This window comes from Azospirillum lipoferum, assembly GCF_024170005.1.
GTDB lineage: Bacteria > Pseudomonadota > Alphaproteobacteria > Azospirillales > Azospirillaceae > Azospirillum > Azospirillum lipoferum.
Genome location: NZ_JALJXJ010000006.1, coordinates 150,631 through 171,176 on the forward strand (window position 1 = coordinate 150,631; position 20,546 = coordinate 171,176).

Here is a 20,546-nt window from a genome sequence, read left to right on the forward strand (position 1 = left end):
CAGACTGCCCGAGTGCCGCCCTTGTCCTCTCCCTCCCCCTCATCCCCTTCCAAGAAGCGCCGGATCCTGCTGATCGAGGATACGGTACCGCTCGCCAGGCTCTACATCGAGTTCCTGCGCGCGGAGGCCCACGAGGTCGTGCATTGCACCCGCGGGGGCGAGGCGCTGGACGCCGCGGCGGCAGCGGCGCCCGATGCGGTGATCCTCGACCTGAAGCTGCCGGACATGGATGGGCTGGAGGTGTTGCGGGCGTTGCATGCCCGCGACGCCAGCGTCTCGGTGGTCATCATCACTGCACACGGTTCGATCGATCTGGCGGTGGAGGCGATGAAGCTCGGTGCCTTCGACTTCATCGTGAAGCCGTTCAACGCCGATCGCCTGAACCTGACCCTGCGCAACGCTCTGGAACGGCGCACGCTGGCCCGCATGGTGGAGGGCTATCGCAAGGATCTGGACCGCGGGCGCTTCCACGGCTTCATCGGCAGCTCACCCGAGATGCAGGCGGTCTACCGCACGATCGAAAGCGTGGCCGCCAGCCGCGCCAACGTCTTCATCACCGGCGAAAGCGGGACCGGCAAGGAGGTGGCGGCCCAGGCCATCCACCGCGCCAGCCCGCGGCGCGACGGCGCCTTCGTCGCGCTGAACTGTGCCGCGATTCCGAAGGATCTGCTGGAGTCGGAGATCTTCGGCCATGTAAAGGGCGCCTTCACCGGGGCGACCGGCGACCGGCCCGGTGCGGCGCTGCTGGCCGACGGCGGCACGCTGTTCCTGGACGAGATCTGCGAGATGCCGTTCGATCTGCAGAGCAAGCTTCTGCGCTTCGTCCAGACCGGCACGGTAAACCCCGTCGGCAGCGGCCGGGAGGAGCGGGTGGACGTGCGCTTCGTCGCCGCCACCAACCGCGATCCGCTGGCCGAGGTGCAGGCCGGCCGCTTCCGCGAGGATCTCTATTACCGCCTGCACGTCATCCCGCTGGCCCTGCCGCCGCTGCGCGACCGTGGCGACGACATGATCGAGATCGCGCGGTCCTTCCTGATCGACTATGCGCGGGAGGAAGGAAAGGCGCTGTCGGCCTTCGCGCCGGAGGTGGAGGCGCGGCTGCGCGCCCATGACTGGCCGGGCAATGTGCGGCAATTGCAGAACGTCGTCCGCAATGTCGTGGTGCTGAACGACGGAGCGCAGGTCACTCTGGACATGCTGCCGCCGATGGGCGGCCCGGCACTCTGCGGACCCGATGGCGGCATGGCCCCCTGCGCCACTTGCGGTTCGTCGTCCGTCGACGCATCGGACGAGGATGGCGCCGTGCAGCCGCTGTGGCAGGTCGAGAAGGAGATGATCCGGAAGGCGTTGCGGCTGAGCGGTGATGATGTGCCGCGCGCCGCCCTGATGCTGGAGATCAGCCCCTCCACCATCTACCGCAAGCTTCAGCAATGGCGAAGTGCCGAAAGCCGCTCCGCCGGGGAGACGGCTGCGTGAGTGCGGGAGTGATCGTCGGGGTGGCTGCGGGTGTCGTGCCGGCGGCCCGGCCGCCCGACGAGAGCAGCCGGCAGGCGGTTCTGGAGTCCTACTGCATCCTCGACACCCCGCCGGAGCCGGGGTTCGACAACATCACCCGTCTGGCCCAGCATTTCTTCCGAACCCGCTTCGCGGTGGTGTCGCTGATCGACCGTGACCGTCAGTGGTTGAAGAGCCGGGTCGGGCTGGAGGCGACGGAGACCCACCGCGACCTCGCCTTCTGCGCCCATGCCATCTTGGGCGACGGCGTGCTGGTGGTGCCCGACGCGACGGAGGACCCGCGTTTTGCCGGCAATCCGATGGTCACCGGGGAGCCCCATATCCGCTTCTATGCCGGAGCCCCGCTGGTCGTGGACGGGCATAAGCTGGGGACGCTGTGCGTTTTCGACGATGCCCCTCGGGATGGCTTTGACGCGCGCGAGGCGGAGACGCTGACCCAGCTGGCGCAGCTGGTGGTGGACGAGATGACGCTGCGCCGCGAGGTGGCGCGGCGCGAGCAGGCGGAAGCGGAGCTGAGCGACCGGTCGCGCCTGCTGAACCTTGCCGAGGAGATCGGTCAGTTCGGCCACTGGTACATCGACTTCGCCACCGGCGCCCGCCGCTGGTCCGATGAGGTCTATCGCATCCTGGGCCTGCCGCAGCAGCAGGAACCGCCGACGGTCGAGCAGTCGCGCGCCTGCTACCATCCGGACGACCGTCCGCTTCTTGTCGGTCTGGCCGACCGGGCGCGGGCGACCGGTGAAGGGTTTTCGGTCGAGGCGCGTGTCATCCGGACCAGCGGGGAGTTGCGCCACGTTTTCATCCGCGGCGTGGCCGAATGCGGGCCCGACGGCCGGCCGGCCGGCCTGCTCGGCGTCGTCCAGGACATCACCGAATCCAAACGAGAAGAGGCGGAACTGCGGTCGAACCGTGAGCTTCTCGACCTGACCGTCCAGGCGACGCGGGACGGCATCTGGGACTGGAACCTGGAAGGTGGCGGGATCTGGTTCTCCCCCACCTGGAAGGAGCAGATCGGCTATGGCGACGGCGAACTGGAGAACAGCCTGGACATGTGGGCCGGCCTGATCTTCGACGAAGATCGGATCGCGGCACTGGAAATGGTCCGCGCCTACAATGACGGGCTGATCCCGAAATTCGAGGCGGTGCAGCGCTTCCGCCACAAGCAGGGTCACACCGTCTACATTCTCAGCCGCGCCATCCACATCCGCGATGCCGAGGGCCGGGTCGTGCGCATGGTTGGCGCCCATACCGACATCACGCGCGAAAAATTGGCGGAAGAGGAATTGCGGCTCGCCAAGCAGACGCTGGACGACGCGATCGAAGCGGTGCCGGAGGGTCTGGCCTATTTCGATGCCGGCGACCGGCTGATCCTGTGCAACGAGCGCTACCGCGAGGCCCATCCGCTGACGGCGCCGCTGCTGACCCCCGGCCGCCCGTTCGAGGACATCCTGCGCGCTGCCATCGCCAACGGGGAATTCGCCGGCAACCCGGACGGACCGAGCGACGAGGCCTGGATCCAGGCCGAGCTGGCCCAGCACCGCAACCCCGGTCCGCCGTTCGAACGGGAGCTGCCCGACGGCCGCTGGATCGTGGTGGCGGAGAACCGGACCAGCAACGGTTCGCTGGTCTGCACCCGCACCGACATCACCGAACGCAAGCGCTTCGAGGCGGAGTTGCAGCGTCAGGCCGCCGACATGTGCGCGCTGGCCGAAGGGCTGGATGCCGCCCGCGAGGAGGCCGACGCGCTCCGTGCCCGTGCCGAGGCGGCCACCCAGGCGAAGTCGGAATTCCTGGCGGCGATGAGCCACGAGATCCGCACGCCGATGAACGGCATCATGGGCATGACGGAGTTGCTGTTCGACACCCGCCTGACCCCCGAACAGCACCAGTTCGCCCAGGCCATCCGCAGCTCGTCCAACGCGCTGCTGACGATCATCAACGACATCCTCGACATCTCGAAGCTGGAGGCCGGGCGCGTTACCATCGAAACGCTGCCTTTCGATGCCGCCGATCTGGTGGAAGGGGTGGTGGAACTGCTGACCCCGCGTGCGCACGAGAAGGGGATCGAGATCGGCTTCTATATCGATCCGCTGCTGCGCCGGACGCTGCTGGGCGATCCGACGCGTATCCGGCAGATCCTGGTCAATCTGGTCGGCAACGCGGTGAAGTTCACCGACCGGGGCTCCGTGGCGGTGGAACTGGAGGTGCTGGACGCCACGGACGCCCATTTGGTGATGCGCATCACCGTGACCGACACCGGCATCGGCATCCCCGAAGAGGCGCTGCCGACCCTGTTCAACAAATTCCAGCAGGTGGACGGTTCGATCACCCGCAAGTTCGGTGGCACCGGTCTGGGGTTGGCGATCTGCCGGCAGCTGTCGGAACTGATGGGCGGCAGCATTGCGGTGGAAAGCGGCCTAGGCGTCGGCAGCCGTTTCCAGGTCGACCTGCCGCTGGTCCTGTCGCAGGAGCTTTCGGACGGCGCGCAGCAGCCGGCCGAACCGCCGCTGGCCGGACGCCGCGTGCTGGTGGTGGATGATCTGGCGGTGAACCGCCGGGTGATGGCGTCGATGCTCGACAGCCTGGGAGCCCGACCGACCATTGTGGACAACGGCTCCGACGCGCTGGAGGTGCTGCGCCGCGCGGTGGCCGGCGGGCGGCCCTTCGACGTGGTGCTGGCCGACCAGACCATGCCCGGGATGGGCGGCGACGCGCTGCTGGCGTCGGTTGCCGGCGATCCGGCGCTGGTGGAGACGCGGCGTGTGCTGATCGTCACGCTGGGGCCGGCGGCGCGCAGTGAAAGCGGGCCGGTGCCTGGATTGGCCCATGCGACCCTCAACCGCCCGCTGCGCCAGGGTTCGCTGGCCGCCTGCCTCACAGGGTTGTTCACCGCGGTGGCTCCTAACACGCCGGCTTCGGCGTCTCGGGATGCCAGGGTGGAGGAAGCGCCGCGCCGCGGCCGCATCCTGCTGGCAGAGGACAACCGCACCAACCAGCTGTTCGCCACCACCCTGCTGCGCCGGCTGGGCTACACGGTCGAGGTGGCGGAGGATGGGGAACAGGCGGTGGCGGCGGCCTGCCGTGGCGGCATGGATCTGGTGCTGATGGATGTCCAGATGCCGGGAATGGACGGGCTGGAGGCCGCCCAGGCGATCCGTGCCCGCGGCGGTGCGCTGGCCAGCCTTCCGATCATCGCCCTGACCGCCGATGCCATGCCGGGCACGCGTGAGCTGTGCCTGCGCGCGGGCATGAGCGACTATCTGACCAAGCCGATCAGCCGGGCCGGCCTGCTGTCGGCGCTGGACCGCTGGATCGGCACTGTGAAACCCCCAGCCGTCACGGCGGAGGCCGGCGACGGGGGCGATGAAGGCGGAGAGGTGCTGGACGAGGCGGTGCTGACCGATCTGGTGGAGACGGTCGGGCCTGAGAACCTGGCGCTGATCGTCGACAGCTTCCTGGAGGATGTCTCACACCGGCTGAAGCGGTTGTCGGCGATGGCGGATGCCATGCCAGCGGGTATCGTCGATCTGCGCGCGCTGGCCCAGGAGGCGCACGACCTGTCCAGCCTTGCCGGCAGCTTCGGCGGCATGGCGGTCATGCATCTCGCCTGGAGGATGGAGGTCCTCTGCCGCAATGGCGACCGGGATCAGACAGCCCGGCTTCTGCCTGTGCTGCTGCGCGAGGCGGCCCGGCTGGAGCGGGGCTTGCGCGAGCGCACCGGCGTGCGGCCGGTGGGCTGAACGCGTCAGGGCAGCGCGCCGCTGCCCGAACCGCTGCCCGAGGAGGCACCGGGGAATTCAAGCATCGGCGGCCCTTCGCTGGAGTATCCCCATGCCAGTTCATGGCCGAAATAGAGGACGCTGTTGACCACCGCACCGGTCGCCGCAAGCCCGCCGGACAGAACCGGGTCGCCGGTGAACAGGTAGGCGACGGCAAGATCGCCGACGGTGCCGACCGCCCGCCAGCTGAGCGTTTTCATCAGGCTGGTGCCCCAACTGACCTCGCCGGTTGCCGCCGGGGAGACCGGTTCCGCAGGGGGTGGCACTGCGGCCGGGGCGGCCGACGCGGGATTGGGCATGGACAGGGCGTCGCCCGCACCCAACCGGCCGTGCAGTCCATGTTGGACCGCCGACAGGGCTTGCGCGCTCCAGGCGACGGCGGCCTGGGGGGTGCCGTCGGCGAAATGGTAACGGACGTCGATCACGTCCCGCCGGTCGGTCAGGCGCACACCCGCCATCAGCCACCGGTCGGGCACCGTCCAGCCCTGCTGCCGCGCCATCTCCGCCGCGGCGGTCCAGGCCGGCGCGGTGCCGGGGCGGGTGCCTGTGGCGACCCGCCCGACGAAGCGGCAGGCCCCATCGATGGCGGAGGCGTAGTCGATGGCTGCGAAGGCGCCTTCCCGGCGTGAGCAGTCGCGCGTCAGGCCCCATCCGGCGGTCCCAGGCTCTGCGTTCGTCGTCGCGATGACGAAGGCGCGGACCTGCCGCCCGTCCAGCTGCATGAAGACCGCGGTCTGGAACGGTGCCGATCCTTGATGTCCGGCCCCGTCGCTTCCAGCCAGGACCCATTCGCCGGCCGGCAGGGGAACCTGCTTGCCGGCCAGGGTGGCATGGCCGCTCATCGGTTCGGCAGCCTCGGCACCGGCCGAGAGGACTAGAAGCAGTGCCGGCAGAGGGATGAAGAACGGGCGCGGCATGCGGTCTTCCCTGGCTCGGTCGTCGTTGGCCCGAACCTACCATCCGAAAGTGGTGCAGACCACAGCATAGTCTTTCGTGCGCACACGCAAGGCGCGAGCAAACCGGTTGCCATGCGCCTGCTGCTCTGCGACATTGGCGAAAGTGATATATTGGCCATGGGGCTTCCGGTGCGCGCAGCTTCCTTCGCTCTCCCGTCTCAGTTGCAAAAGGTCGCCGTGAGTCTGTCGGTTGCATCGGTCCTGGCATTTCCGGGGACCGTCTTGGCCGCCGAGCCCGCTCCGCAGGGGACGGAGGCGTCGCTGGAGCGCTCGGCCATGCGGGCGCTGACCTACAAGGTGGGGACGTTCCTCACCAACACGGTGGCCTATTCCATGACCACCGGCGACATGATGCAGGGACTGGCGCTGTCGTCGGCGCTGACCGCCTATTCGTCGGTCAGCTATGTCCTGACCGACTATTTCTGGGACAGCGCCTATCCGCAGATGCACGCCGGCGACGCCCCGGCGGAGGTGCTGAAGGAAAGCGCGGAGCGCACCACCTGGAAGTTCATGACCTATAAAGTGGTGAACCTGCCGGCCCTGTTGGGCATCAGCTATTACGCCACGGGCACGGCGAGTGGTGCGCTGGGGCTGGCGTCGGGCCTGTCGCTGTTCAAGGCCGGCTGGTTCTATGCCAACACCATGATCTGGGACTATTACAGCCCGCCCCCATCCAAACCGGTACCGTCCAAGCCGGTGCTCCCGCTGGCCGGAACGGTGATGCAGCAGGCGGCGAAATAGTCGTCAGCCGGTACCGGGCTGGGTCGAGCCGTCGGTGTCCTCCGCCCGTTCCCGCAGCTCCTTCGACGACATCCCGGCCGGGGTGGCATCCTGAAGCGTGCCGTCACCCGGCGTCTTCGTCATGTCCTCGCGCGGGGAGCGCTCGCCGGCCGGGGTCTGGTCATGGGTGTTGTCGGGATTGTCCACTCCGGATTTCTTCGGCTTGGGCATTCCTTCGGAGGGGGTGCGTGTTTGAGGCGTGTCGGTCATGATGTCCTCTGCTATCTTCTGAGAGAGTCAACGACCAGGAAGGATGCGTGTTCCGCATCCTTCCTGGTCGTAGGGAGACCGGGAGAAGACGGCGCGGCGCTCCAGGGCGCCGAAGAGCGTGCTTTCAAGCGCGCCTGACGACGGGCCAACCACCAAGGTCCGGCAGCGGAGGCCGCGAGCCGCCGCCCAGCCGGCCAGCAAGGAGTGTGAAAAGGTCATGGAATCGAGCAAGCACTCGCCGCATGGCGATGTGACCCAGGTCGGCACCGTCACGCTGACCGATGACGCCACCGGCAAGACTCTGAAGCTGCCGCTGCTCGGCGGGTCCACCGGTCCCAACGTGATCGACATTCGCAAGCTCTATGCCGAAACCGGCTATTTCACCTACGATCCCGGCTTCACCTCCACCGCCGCCTGCGATTCGGCCATCACCTACATCGACGGCGACGAGGGCATCCTGCTGCACCGCGGGTATGCCATCGCCGATCTGGCTGAGAACTGCGACTTCCTGGAAGTCTGCCACCTGCTGCTGAACGGCGAGCTGCCCAACCCGCAGCAGAAGGCCGATTTCGAGCGCACCATCACCTACCACACGATGGTGCACGAGCAGCTGGCCAAGTTCTACAGCGGCTTCCGCCGCGACGCCCACCCGATGGCGATCATGTGCGGCGTCGTCGGCGCGCTGTCGGCCTTCTATCACGATTCCACCGACATCTTCGATCCGGTACAGCGCAAGATCGCGGCGCACCGCCTGATCGCCAAGATGCCGACCATGGCCGCCATGGCCTACAAATACACGGTCGGCGAGCCCTTCATGTATCCGCGCAACGACCTGTCGTATGCGGAAAACTTCCTCTACATGACGTTCGGCACGCCGTGCGAGGAATGGAAGGTCGATCCCGTCCTGTCGGCGGCGATGGACAAGATCTTCATCCTGCATGCCGACCACGAGCAGAACGCCTCGACCTCCACCGTCCGTCTCGCCGGTTCGTCGCATGCCAACCCGTTCGCCTGCATCGCGTCGGGCATTGCCGCCTTGTGGGGTCCGGCCCATGGCGGGGCCAACGAGGCCGTGCTGAAGATGCTCGATCAGATCGGCTCGGTGGAGCGCATCCCCGAGTTCGTCCGCCGGGCCAAGGACAAGAACGACAGCTTCCGCCTGATGGGCTTCGGCCACCGGGTCTACAAGAACTACGATCCGCGCGCCAAGATCATGCGCGAGACCTGCTACCAGGTCCTCGACCGCCTGGGCATCCGGGACGAGCCGCATCTGGCCATCGCGATGGAACTGGAGAAGATCGCCCTGTCGGACGAGTACTTCATCGAGAAGAAGCTCTATCCGAACGTCGACTTCTATTCGGGCATCATCCTGAAGGCGATGGGCTTCCCGACCAGCATGTTCACCGTGCTGTTCGCGCTCGCCCGCACCGTCGGCTGGATCAGCCAGTGGAAGGAGATGATCGAGGATCCGGCCCAGAAGATCGGCCGCCCCCGTCAGCTCTTCACCGGCTACGCCGCCCGTCCCTTCGTCCCGCTGGACAAGCGTTGAAGTCAGCAGCCTATCCCCGCCTTCAATCCCCTCTCCCCCCCGGGGAGAGGGTTAGGGCGAGGGGGAAGCGCGGTGAGGATTCACGGGAGGGCATGCGGTGCATCCCCCTCACCCCGACCCTCTCCCCGGGGGGGAGAGGGGGATGCGTGCGCACCCCGTGACCCACCCCCTTCAACTCGGCCTGTCGGTCGCCATCGTCGCGGTGACCGGCGGGACGCCGCGTGTCGTGACGGTGCGCAGCGGCTTCACCGTGCCGGAAGACCACCGGCGCGGCGACGAGCCGTTGCCGCACCGCGACGCGCTGCCCGGCGCACCCTTCGAACCGGAGCGCTTCCGCACCCTTCAGGACGGCGTCCGCGCGGTGGCGGAGGGGCTGTCCGGTCTGGCGTTGCGCTATGTCGAGCAGCTCTACACCTTCGGCGACCGCTACCGCGATCCGCACGAGCTGTTCGGCGGCCCGCGGTCGGTCGTGGTCGGTTATCTGGCGCTGGTCCGAGACGGCCCGCTGGGCGGTGATGCCTCGGCCGAATGGCGCGACCTTTACGACCATTTCCCGTGGGAGGACTGGCGCGACCAGCGCCCGCCGCTGCTGGACGGGGTGATCGCCCCGGCGCTCGCCGGCTGGATCGCCTCGGCCCCCGACGAGGAGACCCGCCTGCGCCGGGAAGAACGTGCCCAGATGGCCTTCGGCCTGGATGGTGCCGATTGGGACATGGAGCGCGTGCTGGAGCGATTCGAACTGCTTTACGAGGCCGGGCTGCTGGTGGAGTCCTTCCGCGACCGCGACCTCGCCGCGCGGGTCGATCCGTCCGTGCCGGCCGGCGGGCCGATGCCGCGGGCGCTCGGCCGGCCGATGGCGCGCGACGGCCGGCGCATCCTGGCGACGGCGCTGGAGCGGCTGCGCGGCAAGCTGCGCTACCGCCCGATCGTCTTCGAACTGCTGCCGCCGACCTTCACCCTGCACCAGCTCCAGCTGGTGGTGGAGGCGCTGTCGGGCGAGCGGGTGCACAAGCAGAATTTCCGCCGCCTGATGATCTCCGGCGGCTTCGTCGAGCCCACCGGCCAGTATGAAAGCCAGACCGGCGGCCGGCCCGCCGAGTTGTACCGCTTCCGCCGTCGGGCCATCCACGAACGCACCAGCGCCGGCGCCATTCCGTCCGCGGACGGATGAGGGGAAAATCCTTCGGAAACGTCGACGCGCGGCATTGGGCGCAGTTGTCAACGGGCGGCTGCAAGGGGATACTATCGGAACGGTTTTAAACCCGGAATGTCCGTATCCGGAAATTCCATTCTCGGAAAGTCGATGTCGCACCGCATTCTGATTGCCGACGACCACCCGCTGATGCGCACCGCCTTGACCCAGACCATCGGGCAGGCGATTCCCGGCGCCGTGATTTTGGAAGCATCGCGGTTCGAACAGATCAAGCCGTTGCTGGACACCGGGGAGCCACCGGACATCATCCTGCTCGATCTGCACATGCCCGGCATGAGCGGTCTGATCGGGCTGATGATGTTGCGCTCCGAACATCCGGCGATTCCGGTGATCGTGGTGTCGGCCTCGGAGGACCCGGTGACGATCCAGCGCGCCATCGATTATGGCGCCTCCGGCTTCGTCCCGAAATCCGCCCCCAACACCCAGATCATCGAAGCGATCCATGCCGTGCTGGATGGCGAGCTTTGGTTGCCGGAGATCAACGGCGGTCCGGAGACCGACGCCCCGGACCCTGCCCAGCGTGCCGCCACCCTGACGCCACAGCAGCTCCGTGTCCTCGCCGGCATCGCCGAAGGCAAGCTGAACAAGCAGATCGCCTACGAGATGAACGTCGCCGAGACGACGGTGAAGGCCCACGTCACCACGATCCTCCGCAAGCTGGGCGTGCTGACCCGAACCCAGGCGGCGGTACTGGCGAGCCAACTGGCGCTGTCGGCCGTGCCGCCGCCGCCGGTGGAGTGAAGGGGCGTCAAACATAAAGCCATAGCGTCGTGCGTTTCATATCAAACGCACGACGCTATGAAGGATGGAAGAAAGGTAAAGCTACTTCAATTTTGTTCCACAGGAGGGGCAGAAAGTAGAGCTGTTCGGGATGACTTCATTGCAGTTTCGACAGCTTTCAATAATTGATTTTTGCCTGATGTAAGCGATATGCAGTACGGTGGGAACAGTGACTCGGTAGGCGGGACCTGCCAAGTCAATAACCGTCCACAAAGCGGTAATGGCCCAGCCGATAGGTCCGGCAAGAACACTCATGGTTCTGGTAAGGGTTGCTCCCGCAGCAAAGGAAAGCCCTCTTCCCAATAGAGCCCTTGCGATTGCGTTCGCCACGATTACCGCGATTTTGTATGATGCAAATCCACCAATTTTTATGGCTGATTGCAGTAACATCACGGGCAATGCAGATGGTATGCCAGATACTGTATCTATCCCTACTTCTTTTAAGAACTCACGTCTCTCAGAGTCGGACATTTTCTCGTAGGCATTTTCCAGAACTTTAAGCTGAATTTGTCCCTCTATGATCTCCACGCTTGAAGATTTGTTGTAGTTCACCCCCATGTGATCTGCGACATCGCGTACTATTTCAGCGTAGGGTACACCCTGTCCGCCACGCAGCATGTTCGCGAGGGTGTTCCCTCCAAATTTCTGGATCTCTGCACTGATTTCATCGCAATATAGCCTGTGATCGCCATTATATATCTTCTCTGAATATCGCGGATTATTCAGTTTGAATTCCGGAACAATTTCAAGCTGAGATGTGCTTGCGTTCAGGATGAACTCCACCAATATCCCAAGATCATCAGAAGATGCTGATCTTAAGAGTGGAATCAAATCATTGTCTGGAGATCGAAGGGTGAGGTAGCTCAATTTTAATTCCTCTTCGTTGCGTTTAGCGATAAAATGCTGGCGATTACTGACGTAATGACAGGGTTATTTGGGAGCATTTCAGATCCAATCGCTGATGCAGCCCTAATGGTCCTTCCTATGATTTCCGGAATTTGTTCCTCGGCAGAGTTGCGGATTAATCCGCTAACTATAATTTCAGAAGAAATTCTTGCTGAAATTGAAGATCCATCAAACTTCAGCGCGCTATCTTCTGATTTCAGCATGCTCTCCAGATGTAATATTTCGTCGGGGTTGCTTGTATGAGAGTATGCCTCAATAAGACTATATGCTCCTTCTCGTCCCATTATGTTGTCACATATATTTTTCCAGTCATTCGGTCCCATAATAATAGTAAAGAGAGGAACTCCAAGTTCTCTTGCGATTGCCAGAAGAGAGTAAATATTTATATTCGTTATGTTGAAACTTTCTATCTTTCCAACTTGAGATCGGCTTATGCCAACTTTCCTTGCAAGCTGTAGCTGCGTCCAGCCTAGAGCGGTTCTGGCTGCAGAAACACTGCGGCCGATGTTCAATTTCAGTTGATCGAAATCTAAGTCTGATTCTGGACTATCCATATTCTTCTCTCTTTCAGAGATTATCTATCCAAAAGATAGGTCTATGGAATTTTTGATGCAATATCGAGTTCTTCTGGGGAACATGTGCGGTCGAAGGATGGTTTCAGCCCGCCATCCGCTGCCCTTCCGCGAGCAGTTGACCCAGCAATGCCCGCAGCGCGCCCGGACGCACCGGCTTGTACAGCAGCCGGCAGCCGGCAGCCTCGATGTCTTCGCGCACGGCGGCGTCGCGATCGGCAGTGACCACGGCGGCGGGGATGTCGCTGCCGAGCGTCGCACGCAAGGTCGCCAAGGCCTCCACGCCGGTCAGGCTGCGGTCGAGGTGGTAGTCGGTCAGGATCACGTCGGGCGTCCGCCCCTCCAGCTTCGCCAGGGCGAGGTCGGGGGCGACGGCGGTGACGACGCGGCAGGACCAGCTGGACAACAGATCCTCGGTGGCGCGGGCGATGGCGGGTTCGTTCTCCAGGCACAGCACCAGCACGCCGCGCAGGTCCCGGCCGCGCGGGCGGACCACCACGGCGCGGGCGGCGACCGGCTCGTCGGTCAGCGGCACCAGCACGGAGAAGGCGCTGCCTCGCCCGACCTTGGAGCGCACCTGCACCGTGTGGCCGAGGATGCCGGCGAGACGCTCGACGATGGCGAGGCCGAGGCCGAGGCCTTTACCCCGGTCGCCCCGATCGTCGCTGTCGTTGTCGAGCTGGCGGAACTCCATGAAAATTTCCGGCACCTTGTGTTCGGGGATGCCGGGGCCGGTGTCCCACACTTCGATGGACAGGAAATTGCCCCGCCGGCGGCAGCCCAGCAGGATGCGGCCGGTGCGGGTGTAGCGCACCGCGTTCGCCAGATAGTTCTGGAGAATCCGGCGCAGCAGCGTCGGGTCGCTGCGGACGGTGGCGGAACAGTCGACCACCCGCAGCCCCAGCCCGTGGCGGCTGGCCAGCACGGTGAACTCCTCACCCAGCGGCTTCAGCAGCTCCTCGATCCGCATCGGCACCGGGTTCGGCTTCACCACGCCGCTGTCGATCTTCGACACGTCCAGCAGGTCGCCCAGGATGGTTTCCACCGACCGAAGCGAGGCGTCGATCTGGCGGATGGCGCTGTCGCCGTTGCGTTCGGACAGGGCGGACAGAAACAGCCGGGCGGCATGCAGCGGTTGCAGCAGGTCGTGGCTGGCCGCCGCCAGGAAGCGGGTCTTGCCGCGGTTGGCGCGCTCGGCCTCCGCCTTCGCTTCCGACAGGGCGTGGGTGCGCTCCTCAATGCGGCGTTCCAGCGTTTCGTTGGCGTCTCGCAGGGCGGCGGCGGCGCGGTGGCGTTCGGTGACGTCGGTGTAGACGGCGACGAAACCGCCGCCCCCCGGCTTTGGACCGGGCATTGGATTGGTGGCGATTTCCAGCACCGTGCCGTCGGGGCGCACCCGCTCGTAGACGTCGGGCTTGTTGCGGCGGCGCGGGTCGGACCGGCGTTCCAGCAGGGTTTCGATCTCGCCGTTGCGGCCATATTCGCCGCGCCGGGCGATCAGCCCGACGATGTCCTGCAACGAGGTGCCGACCTGGACGAAGCCGTCCGGCAGGTCCAGCAGCACCAGGAACTGGTTGTTCCAGGTGGCGACGCGCCAGTCCTCGTCGAACACGGCGATGCCCTGGGGAACATTCTCCACGGTGGCGCGCAGAAGCTCGTGCTGCTTCAGGATGGCGCGCGAAGCCTCGTCGATGATCGAGCGCGCATCGGTGCGCGACAGCCGGCGGTCGGACAGCAGCCCGGCCACCACCACGCGGGCCGAGGCGGAGCCGACGGCGCCGGCCAGCAGCCGCTCGGTCAACTGGATCGCCTCGCCGTCAGTGCGCATCAGCAGGGCGGTACGCAGGTCGCCATCGGCGACGCCGGTGAAGCGGCGGAAGGCGGCATCGGCGCGCGGCTGCCCGACATAGCGCACGGCGAGGTCGTGCAGGTCGGCCAGCGTGGCGCCGCGCGGCCCGTGCGGCTCGCCGTCGGCGGAGCGGCGCAGGCTCATGAAGCGGGCGGCCTGCTGGCGCTCCAGCGTCGACGGCCGGGTCAGCAGCGACACCAGGACGAACAGCAGGAGGTTCGGCCCCAGGCTCCACAGGGCGGCATTGGTCAGCGGGTCGATGCCGGCGATGCCGGCCAGCGCCACCGGGCTGAGGCCGGTCAGGCCGAACGGCCCCTCGCGCAACGCGCTGGAGGCCAGCCATCCCGCATCGGCGAAGGACGGCAGCAGCATGGTGTAGGCCCAGCCGAGGAAGCCGGCGCAGATGCCGACGAAGGCGCCGCTGCGGCTGGCCCGGCTCCAGATCAGGCCACCAAGCAGCGCAGGGGCGAACTGCGCCACCGCGGTGAAGCTCATCATGCCGATGGTCGCCAGCGGAAAGGCCGGACCGATCAGCCGGTAGCAGCCATAGGACAGCAGCACCAGCACGATCACCGCCGACCGCCGCACCAGCAGCAGGATGCCCGCCGGGTCGTCGCGCAGCCGCCGGTCTTCAGGGCGCAGCACCATCAGCAGCGGGACGGCGACGTCGTTGCAGATCATGGTGCTGAGCGCCACCATCTCGACCAGGATCATGCTGGTGGCGGCCGACAGCCCGCCGATGAAGGCGGCGAGCGCCAGCCAGGGCCAGCCCTGGCTCAAGGGGATGGACACCATGAAGGTGTCGGCGTTGGTGGTGCCATCCGGAAACAGCATCAGCCCGGCCAGCGCCACCGGCAGGACGAACAGGTTGATGGCGACCAGATAGGCCGGGAACAGCTTCGCCGACGACCGCACGTCGCCGCCATGGGTGTTCTCGACCACCGCGACGTGGAACTGGCGCGGCAGGCAGAGGATCGCCAACCCCGACAGCAGGCAGGCCACCCACCAGTCGGTGCCGATGTTGTCCAGCCGGATCAGCTCCAGAAAGCCCGGATGGCGCACCGCGGCCTCGACGAAGGTCGCCGGGTCTCCGAAGACGGAAAAGGCGATCGCTCCGCCCACGCCCAGCGCCGCCGCCAGCTTCACCACCGACTCCGCGGCGATCGCCATCATCAGCCCGCGGTGGTGTTCGTTGGCCGACACGCTGCGCACGCCGAACAGGATGGCGAAGGCCGCCATCAGCAGCGCCGCCATCAGCGCCGTCCCGCCCGGCATCTGGCTGAGGTCGGTGCCCAGCGAGGCCCCGGCCAGAATCTCGAAACTGACGCTGATCGCCTTCAATTGCAGGGCGATGTAGGGCAACAGTCCGATCACCGCGGCGACGGTGACGAGAGCCGCCAGCCCGCGGCTTTTGCCGTAGCGCGCCGACAGGAAGTCGGAGATGGAGACGACGTTTTCCGACTTCGCCACCCGGACGATGCGGGCCAGCACCGGCCAGCCCAGCCCGATCATCAGGATCGGCCCGATATAGATCGGCAGGAAGTAGAAGCCGCCGGTCGCCGCCCGACCGACTGCGCCGTAGAAGGTCCAGGAGGTGCAATAGACGCCGAAGCTCAGCGCATAGAGCCAGGGCGTGCGCCGGTCGCTGCCATGGGGACCGGTCCGGTCGCCGTACCACGCGATGGCGAACAGCGACAGCAGATAGGCCAGCGACGCGGCCAGGATGAACCAGCTTTCCATGGGGCTTTGCGCATCCCGTTTTTTGATTTTCACTCCCTATGGGCGGCAGCCTAACACAAAACCGGCACTACCGCCGTGTCCGCCGTGGGCTCCCACCTTCGACAGGACGCAAAAGGCTGCAGCCGGCGGCGCACGGGGCAAAGGGGGCCGCCCGACCGCACGCACGCTCCCGCTGGGACACTTCCCACCCTTCAGTGTTCTTCCTGCACGGCTGCGAAGCCTTCAGGCGAATATGCAAGGTGAAGGAGAGTCCGAATGGTATCGGTTACCCCTGGTTCCCAGTCCAGCATCAACACCGACGCGCTCGGCGTGACGGGCATCCAGGGGGGCACGGTCACCGTCGCCACGCCCAACCAGATCGTCGTCAGCTTTCCAGACAACCGGTTCACCGATTTCCGGGGCAATTTCACCTACGACCCCACCGGCACGACCTTGACCGGCGGCACCATCAGCAGCGTCACCAACGGAGCCAACGGCGTTGGCGACGTGACGGTGGGAGATTTGAGCCTGCCGATCGCGACGGTGGTGAACTGGGCCAACACCGGCACCGACCCGGAGGCGATCCGCGCCGCCCTGATGGGGGGCAATGACCTTCTGCTGGGGTCGGACAGCAATGACACGCTGCGCGGCTATGCCGGTGACGACACCATCAAGGGCGGGGTCGGCGATGATCTGCTGGACGGCGGCAGCGGCGTCAACCTGATCGACGGCGGCGACGGCAGCGACACGGTGGCGCGCCACGCCTCGTTGGCCGACAGCGGTGCCGTGAAATATGATGGCGAAATCTATGTGATCGACGCCAACGGTTATGACCGGCTGACCAACGTCGAGTTCATCCAGTACACCGACCAGACCGTGGCCGGCGCATCGGCCCCGGTGTTCGACGGCCTGTCCTATCTTGCGGCCAATCCGGACCTCGCCGCCGCTTACGGCACGGACAGCGAGGCCGCCTTCGACCATTACCGGTCCTTCGGCTGGAGCGAAGGGCGGACGCTGACCTTCAACGCTGCCGGCTATCTGGCCGACAATCCCGACTTGGCCGCGGCTTTCGGCACCAACACGGCCGACGCCACCCGTCATTACATCGAGACCGGCCGCAACGAGAACCGGCGGTTCGATTTCGATGCGGAGGCCTATCTGGCGGCCAACCCCGACCTGATCGCGGCCTTCGGCAACGATCCGACCGCGGCGGCCCTTCACTACGCCACTATCGGCCGGAACGAGGGACGCAGCCTCGGATTCGACGCACAGGCCTATCTGGCGCGCTATCCGGATCTGCAGGCGGCTTTCGGCAGCGATCTCCAGGCGGCGACCGCCCATTACGTCGCCGAGGGTTATGAGGAAGGTCGCAGTGCGGCACCGCTGACCCCCAGCACCGGTGCCGCCTTCGCTGTCGACGACGCGGCCCATCGGAACGCGACGCTAACGATCGCCTGACGGCAAGCGGTCCGAACCGCAAAAAAGGGCGGAGGGGTCATCCCCTCCGCCCTTTCTCTTTGCCAGACTGTCGGCAGCGCTCAGTCGTGTTGGTAGATATCCACGTCCTTGGTCTCGCGGACGAACAGCAGGCCGATCACCAGGGTCGCCGCGGCGATGACGATCGGATACCAGAGGCCGGAATAGATGTCGCCGGTGGCGGCCACGATGGCGAAGGAGGTGGTCGGCAGGAAGCCGCCGAACCAGCCGTTGCCGATGTGGTAGGGCAGCGACATCGAGGTGTAGCGGATGCGGGTCGGGAACATCTCCACCAGCATCGCGGCGATCGGGCCGTAGACCATCGTCACATAGATGACCAGCACCGTCAGCAGGGCGATGACCATCACCGTGTCGACGCGGGCCGGATCGGCCTTGGCCGGGTAGTTGGCGGTCTTCAGCGCGTCGCCCAGCCCCTTGTCGAAGGCGGCGCCGGCGGCCTTGGCGTCGGTCGGGGTGGCGGCGGTGGCCGGGCCGTGGCTCAGCGACACGGTGGTGTTGGCCTGCGGCAGGGCCGAATAGCTGGGGATGACCGTGCTGCCGACCTTGATCGAGGATACGGTGCCGGCGGGGGCCGCTTCGTTGGTGTAGGGGATGCCGCGCTTCACCAGGGCGCTCTTGGCGATGTCGCAGGAACTGGTGAACTGGCTGGTGCCGACCGGGTTGAACTGGAACGAGCATTCGTTCGGATCGGCGACGACGACGACCGGTGCCGTCGCGATGGCTTCTTCGAGCGCCGGGTTGGCGTAGTGGGTGATGCCCTTGAACAGCGGGAAATAGGTCAGGCAGGCCAGCAGCAGCCCGGCCATGATGATGGGCTTCCGGCCGATCCTGTCGGCCAGCGAGCCGAAGATCACGAAGAAGGGCGTGCCGATCAGCAGGGCGGCGGCGATCATCAGGTTGGCCGCCTGGGCATCGACCTTCAGCGTCTGCGTCAGGAAGAACAGGGCATAGAACTGGCCAGTGTACCAGACCACCGCCTGGCCGGCGACGAGGCCGAACAGGGCGAGCAGGACGATCTTCAGGTTCTTCCACTGGCCGAAGGACTCGGTCAGCGGCGCCTTCGAATGCTTGCCTTCCTCCTTCATCTTCTTGAAGGCGGGCGATTCATTCAGCATCAGCCGGATCCACACCGAGATGCCGAGCAGCACGATGGAGATCAGGAACGGGATGCGCCAGCCCCAGGCGTTGAAATCCTCCGGCGACAGGGCGACGCGGCAGCCCAGGATGACCAGCAGCGACAGGAACAGGCCGAGCGTCGCGGTGGTCTGGATCCAGGAGGTGTAGTTGCCGCGGCGGCCGTGCGGCGCGTGTTCGGCGACATAGGTGGCGGCACCGCCATATTCGCCGCCCAGCGCCAGGCCCTGCAGCAGGCGCAGGCCGATCAGGATGATCGGGGCGGCGATGCCGATGGAGGCATAGTTGGGCAGGATGCCGACGATGAAGGTCGACAGGCCCATGATCAGGATGGTGACCAGGAAGGTGTATTTGCGGCCGATCATGTCGCCGAGACGGCCGAAGACCAGGGCACCGAAGGGCCGGACCGCGAAGCCGGCGGCAAACGCCATCAGCGCGAAGATGAAGGCCGCGGTCGGGTTGACGCCGGAGAAGAACTGCGCGGCGATGACCGCGCTGAGCGATCCGTAAAGATAGAAATCATACCATTCGAAGACGGTCCCGAGCGAGGATGCGAAGATCACCTTCTTCTCTTCGCCCGTCATCGGTCGGACGGCGTCCGATGTCGAAGCCGCATAGGCCATGGTCTTCACCCTCCCAAGTGAATAAGCCATAACTGTGGTTGGTTTTTGGCGAACGGCGCATTTCAGTCGCCTGATCTGGTGACCGAGCCCGCATCTTGGTTATGTCACTGATAGTTGTGTATACGAACCGTACGCGTCACCCCCGACCATGGTCGGGGGTACTGGGTGGGCGGCAATGGGTTACACTGCTCTTTCGGACAGGTGCCGCGCGTTGTCGGAAGACGCGTTACTGAAATACAGGGGCGTAGAGCAACCCACCCTGTGTCCAGGGCCGGTTCAAGCCGCGCTCCAGCTTGAAGGGCGACCGGTTCCCGAGATTGCGCTCGAAGATCTCGCCGTAATTGCCGACCTGCACCACCGCCTGATAGGCCCAGTCCGGGCGCAGGCCGGCTTTCGCCGCCACCTCCGGCAGGCCGGAGAGCAGGCGGCGCATCTCGCTGCTGCCGGTGATGCGCTGGAAATTGGCGTTGGCACCGGACACTCCGGCATCGTCGGTCAGGAACAAGGCGAACATGGTCCAGCGCACCGCCGCCATCCAGTTGCGGTCGCCGTTCGGCGTCAGCGGGGCCAGCGGCTCGCGCGAGGCCAGGGACGACGGCGTGTCGGCGATCTCCAGCGCGTCCTGCGGTGCGCCCAGCATATGCAGGGCCGTGGTCAGCAGCGCGCGGTCGGCACTGACCGCAGCGCAGTCGCGGCTGAGAAAGGCCTCCAGGGTGTCGGGCCAGCCGGGAAAACTGCGCACCTTCCATGGCCGCTTGCCGCTGGCGATCAGGGTTTCCAACTCGGCCTGGGTGGTGGTGCCGGCCGGCACGCAGACCGTCAGCTCTCCGTCCAGCGCCGACCGGCCGTCGGGCTGCCGCCATGCGGCGATCCCCTGCACGTCGTAGAAGATCGGCGGGCCGAAATCGACGGCATAGGTGGCGTCGCGCGTCAGCGTCCAGGACGTCTGGGCGAAGGAGACGTCGACCTCGCCGGCGGCGACGGCGGCGAATTCCTGTGGCTTGGACAGCCGGCGGATCTCGATGGCGTCGGCCTTGCCCAGCACCGCGGCGGCCAGCGCCCGGCACAGGTCGACCATGAAGCCGACCGGCCGGCCGCCGTCGTCATTGGCGGCGAAGCCGGGATTGAAGGACACGCCGCAGCGCACGACTCCGCGCCGCTCGATCTCTGCCAGGACCGGGCGGTCGCCCCGGTCGCTGCTGCGTGCGGTGGCGATTTCCGCCTGCGCCATGGCGTTTCCGGCCGACAGCAACGGATGAAGCGCCAGCAGCAGGCCGACCGCGACGGCAACAGGCTTCACCCCCATCCTTCTCCCCTTATCCGACGGCCGGGCTATGATACGCTGCCGGCGCCGTCACGCAAACGATGCGCGGCCGATTAAGCAGGGACGGGAATGGCGGGCGACAGCAAGGCGGGGTCTGGCGGGTCCGAACCGGGTAAGGCCACGGATAAGGCACCAGATAA

General features: G+C 66.0%; 14 protein-coding genes. 7 read left to right on the forward strand and 7 right to left on the reverse strand.

The window, feature by feature from the left end; translation table 11 throughout:
* Window positions 1-21 precede the first annotated feature (21 nt).
* A complete protein-coding gene (locus tag J2848_RS15250; RefSeq protein ID WP_149231922.1) occupies window positions 22-1,476 on the forward strand; it encodes a sigma-54-dependent transcriptional regulator in 1,455 nt (484 codons plus the stop codon).
* Window positions 1,473-5,255 (forward strand): response regulator, encoded by a 3,783-nt coding sequence (locus J2848_RS15255; protein WP_246193909.1) that lies wholly within the window; start codon window positions 1,473-1,475, stop codon window positions 5,253-5,255. Before J2848_RS15250 ends, J2848_RS15255 begins: the two co-directional genes overlap by 4 nt.
* A gap of 5 nt (window positions 5,256-5,260) precedes the next feature.
* On the opposite strand, the gene J2848_RS15260 is transcribed toward J2848_RS15255, so the two are convergent.
* Complete coding sequence (locus J2848_RS15260; protein WP_149231921.1) at window positions 5,261-6,211, reverse strand: DUF2061 domain-containing protein; 951 nt, start codon at window positions 6,209-6,211, stop codon at window positions 5,261-5,263.
* 261 nt (window positions 6,212-6,472) lie between these two features.
* On the opposite strand from J2848_RS15260, the gene J2848_RS15265 reads away from it, so the two are divergent.
* Window positions 6,473-6,991 (forward strand): hypothetical protein, encoded by a 519-nt coding sequence (locus tag J2848_RS15265; RefSeq protein ID WP_149231920.1) that lies wholly within the window; start codon window positions 6,473-6,475, stop codon window positions 6,989-6,991.
* Window positions 6,992-6,994: 3 nt separating this feature from the next.
* Here the strand turns inward: J2848_RS15265 and J2848_RS15270 are convergent, their stop codons facing one another.
* Window positions 6,995-7,240: a hypothetical protein gene (locus J2848_RS15270; protein WP_149231919.1), complete on the reverse strand. Its 246-nt coding sequence runs from the start codon at window positions 7,238-7,240 to the stop codon at window positions 6,995-6,997.
* 217 nt (window positions 7,241-7,457) lie between these two features.
* Between J2848_RS15270 and gltA the strand changes: the two genes are divergently transcribed.
* The 3 genes from gltA (at window position 7,458) to J2848_RS15285 (ending at window position 10,743) form a co-directional block, all read left to right on the forward strand.
* Window positions 7,458-8,789 (forward strand): citrate synthase, encoded by a 1,332-nt coding sequence (gltA, locus tag J2848_RS15275; protein ID WP_149231918.1) that lies wholly within the window; start codon window positions 7,458-7,460, stop codon window positions 8,787-8,789.
* A gap of 142 nt (window positions 8,790-8,931) precedes the next feature.
* The gene (locus J2848_RS15280; RefSeq protein ID WP_170307057.1) at window positions 8,932-9,960 is read left to right on the forward strand and encodes an NUDIX hydrolase; all 1,029 of its coding nucleotides are present in this window, start codon (window positions 8,932-8,934) and stop codon (window positions 9,958-9,960) included.
* 132 nt (window positions 9,961-10,092) lie between these two features.
* Entirely contained in the window at window positions 10,093-10,743 is a 651-nt protein-coding gene (locus J2848_RS15285; protein ID WP_149231917.1) for a response regulator, read from the forward strand.
* An 81-nt stretch (window positions 10,744-10,824) separates the two neighbouring features.
* Here J2848_RS15285 and J2848_RS15290 read toward each other — a convergent pair whose 3' ends face one another.
* The 3 genes from J2848_RS15290 to J2848_RS15300 form a co-directional block, all read right to left on the reverse strand.
* The gene (locus tag J2848_RS15290) at window positions 10,825-11,649 is read right to left on the reverse strand and encodes a zinc-ribbon domain-containing protein (protein WP_170307055.1); all 825 of its coding nucleotides are present in this window, start codon (window positions 11,647-11,649) and stop codon (window positions 10,825-10,827) included.
* A 2-nt stretch (window positions 11,650-11,651) separates the two neighbouring features.
* On the reverse strand, window positions 11,652-12,242 hold the full coding sequence (locus J2848_RS15295; RefSeq protein WP_149231915.1) for a helix-turn-helix domain-containing protein: 591 nt from the start codon (window positions 12,240-12,242) through the stop codon (window positions 11,652-11,654).
* Between the two features lie 103 nt (window positions 12,243-12,345).
* On the reverse strand, window positions 12,346-15,849 hold the full coding sequence (locus J2848_RS15300) for a hybrid sensor histidine kinase/response regulator (protein WP_149231914.1): 3,504 nt from the start codon (window positions 15,847-15,849) through the stop codon (window positions 12,346-12,348).
* A gap of 255 nt (window positions 15,850-16,104) precedes the next feature.
* Here J2848_RS15300 and J2848_RS15305 point away from each other — a divergent pair, with 255 nt between their 5' ends.
* The gene (locus J2848_RS15305) at window positions 16,105-17,286 is read left to right on the forward strand and encodes a calcium-binding protein (protein WP_149231913.1); all 1,182 of its coding nucleotides are present in this window, start codon (window positions 16,105-16,107) and stop codon (window positions 17,284-17,286) included.
* A gap of 80 nt (window positions 17,287-17,366) precedes the next feature.
* Here the strand turns inward: J2848_RS15305 and J2848_RS15310 are convergent, their stop codons facing one another.
* On the reverse strand, window positions 17,367-19,082 hold the full coding sequence (locus tag J2848_RS15310) for an MFS transporter (protein ID WP_149231912.1): 1,716 nt from the start codon (window positions 19,080-19,082) through the stop codon (window positions 17,367-17,369).
* Window positions 19,083-19,308: 226 nt separating this feature from the next.
* The gene (locus J2848_RS15315; protein ID WP_149231911.1) at window positions 19,309-20,388 is read right to left on the reverse strand and encodes a transporter substrate-binding domain-containing protein; all 1,080 of its coding nucleotides are present in this window, start codon (window positions 20,386-20,388) and stop codon (window positions 19,309-19,311) included.
* Window positions 20,389-20,546 lie beyond the last annotated feature (158 nt).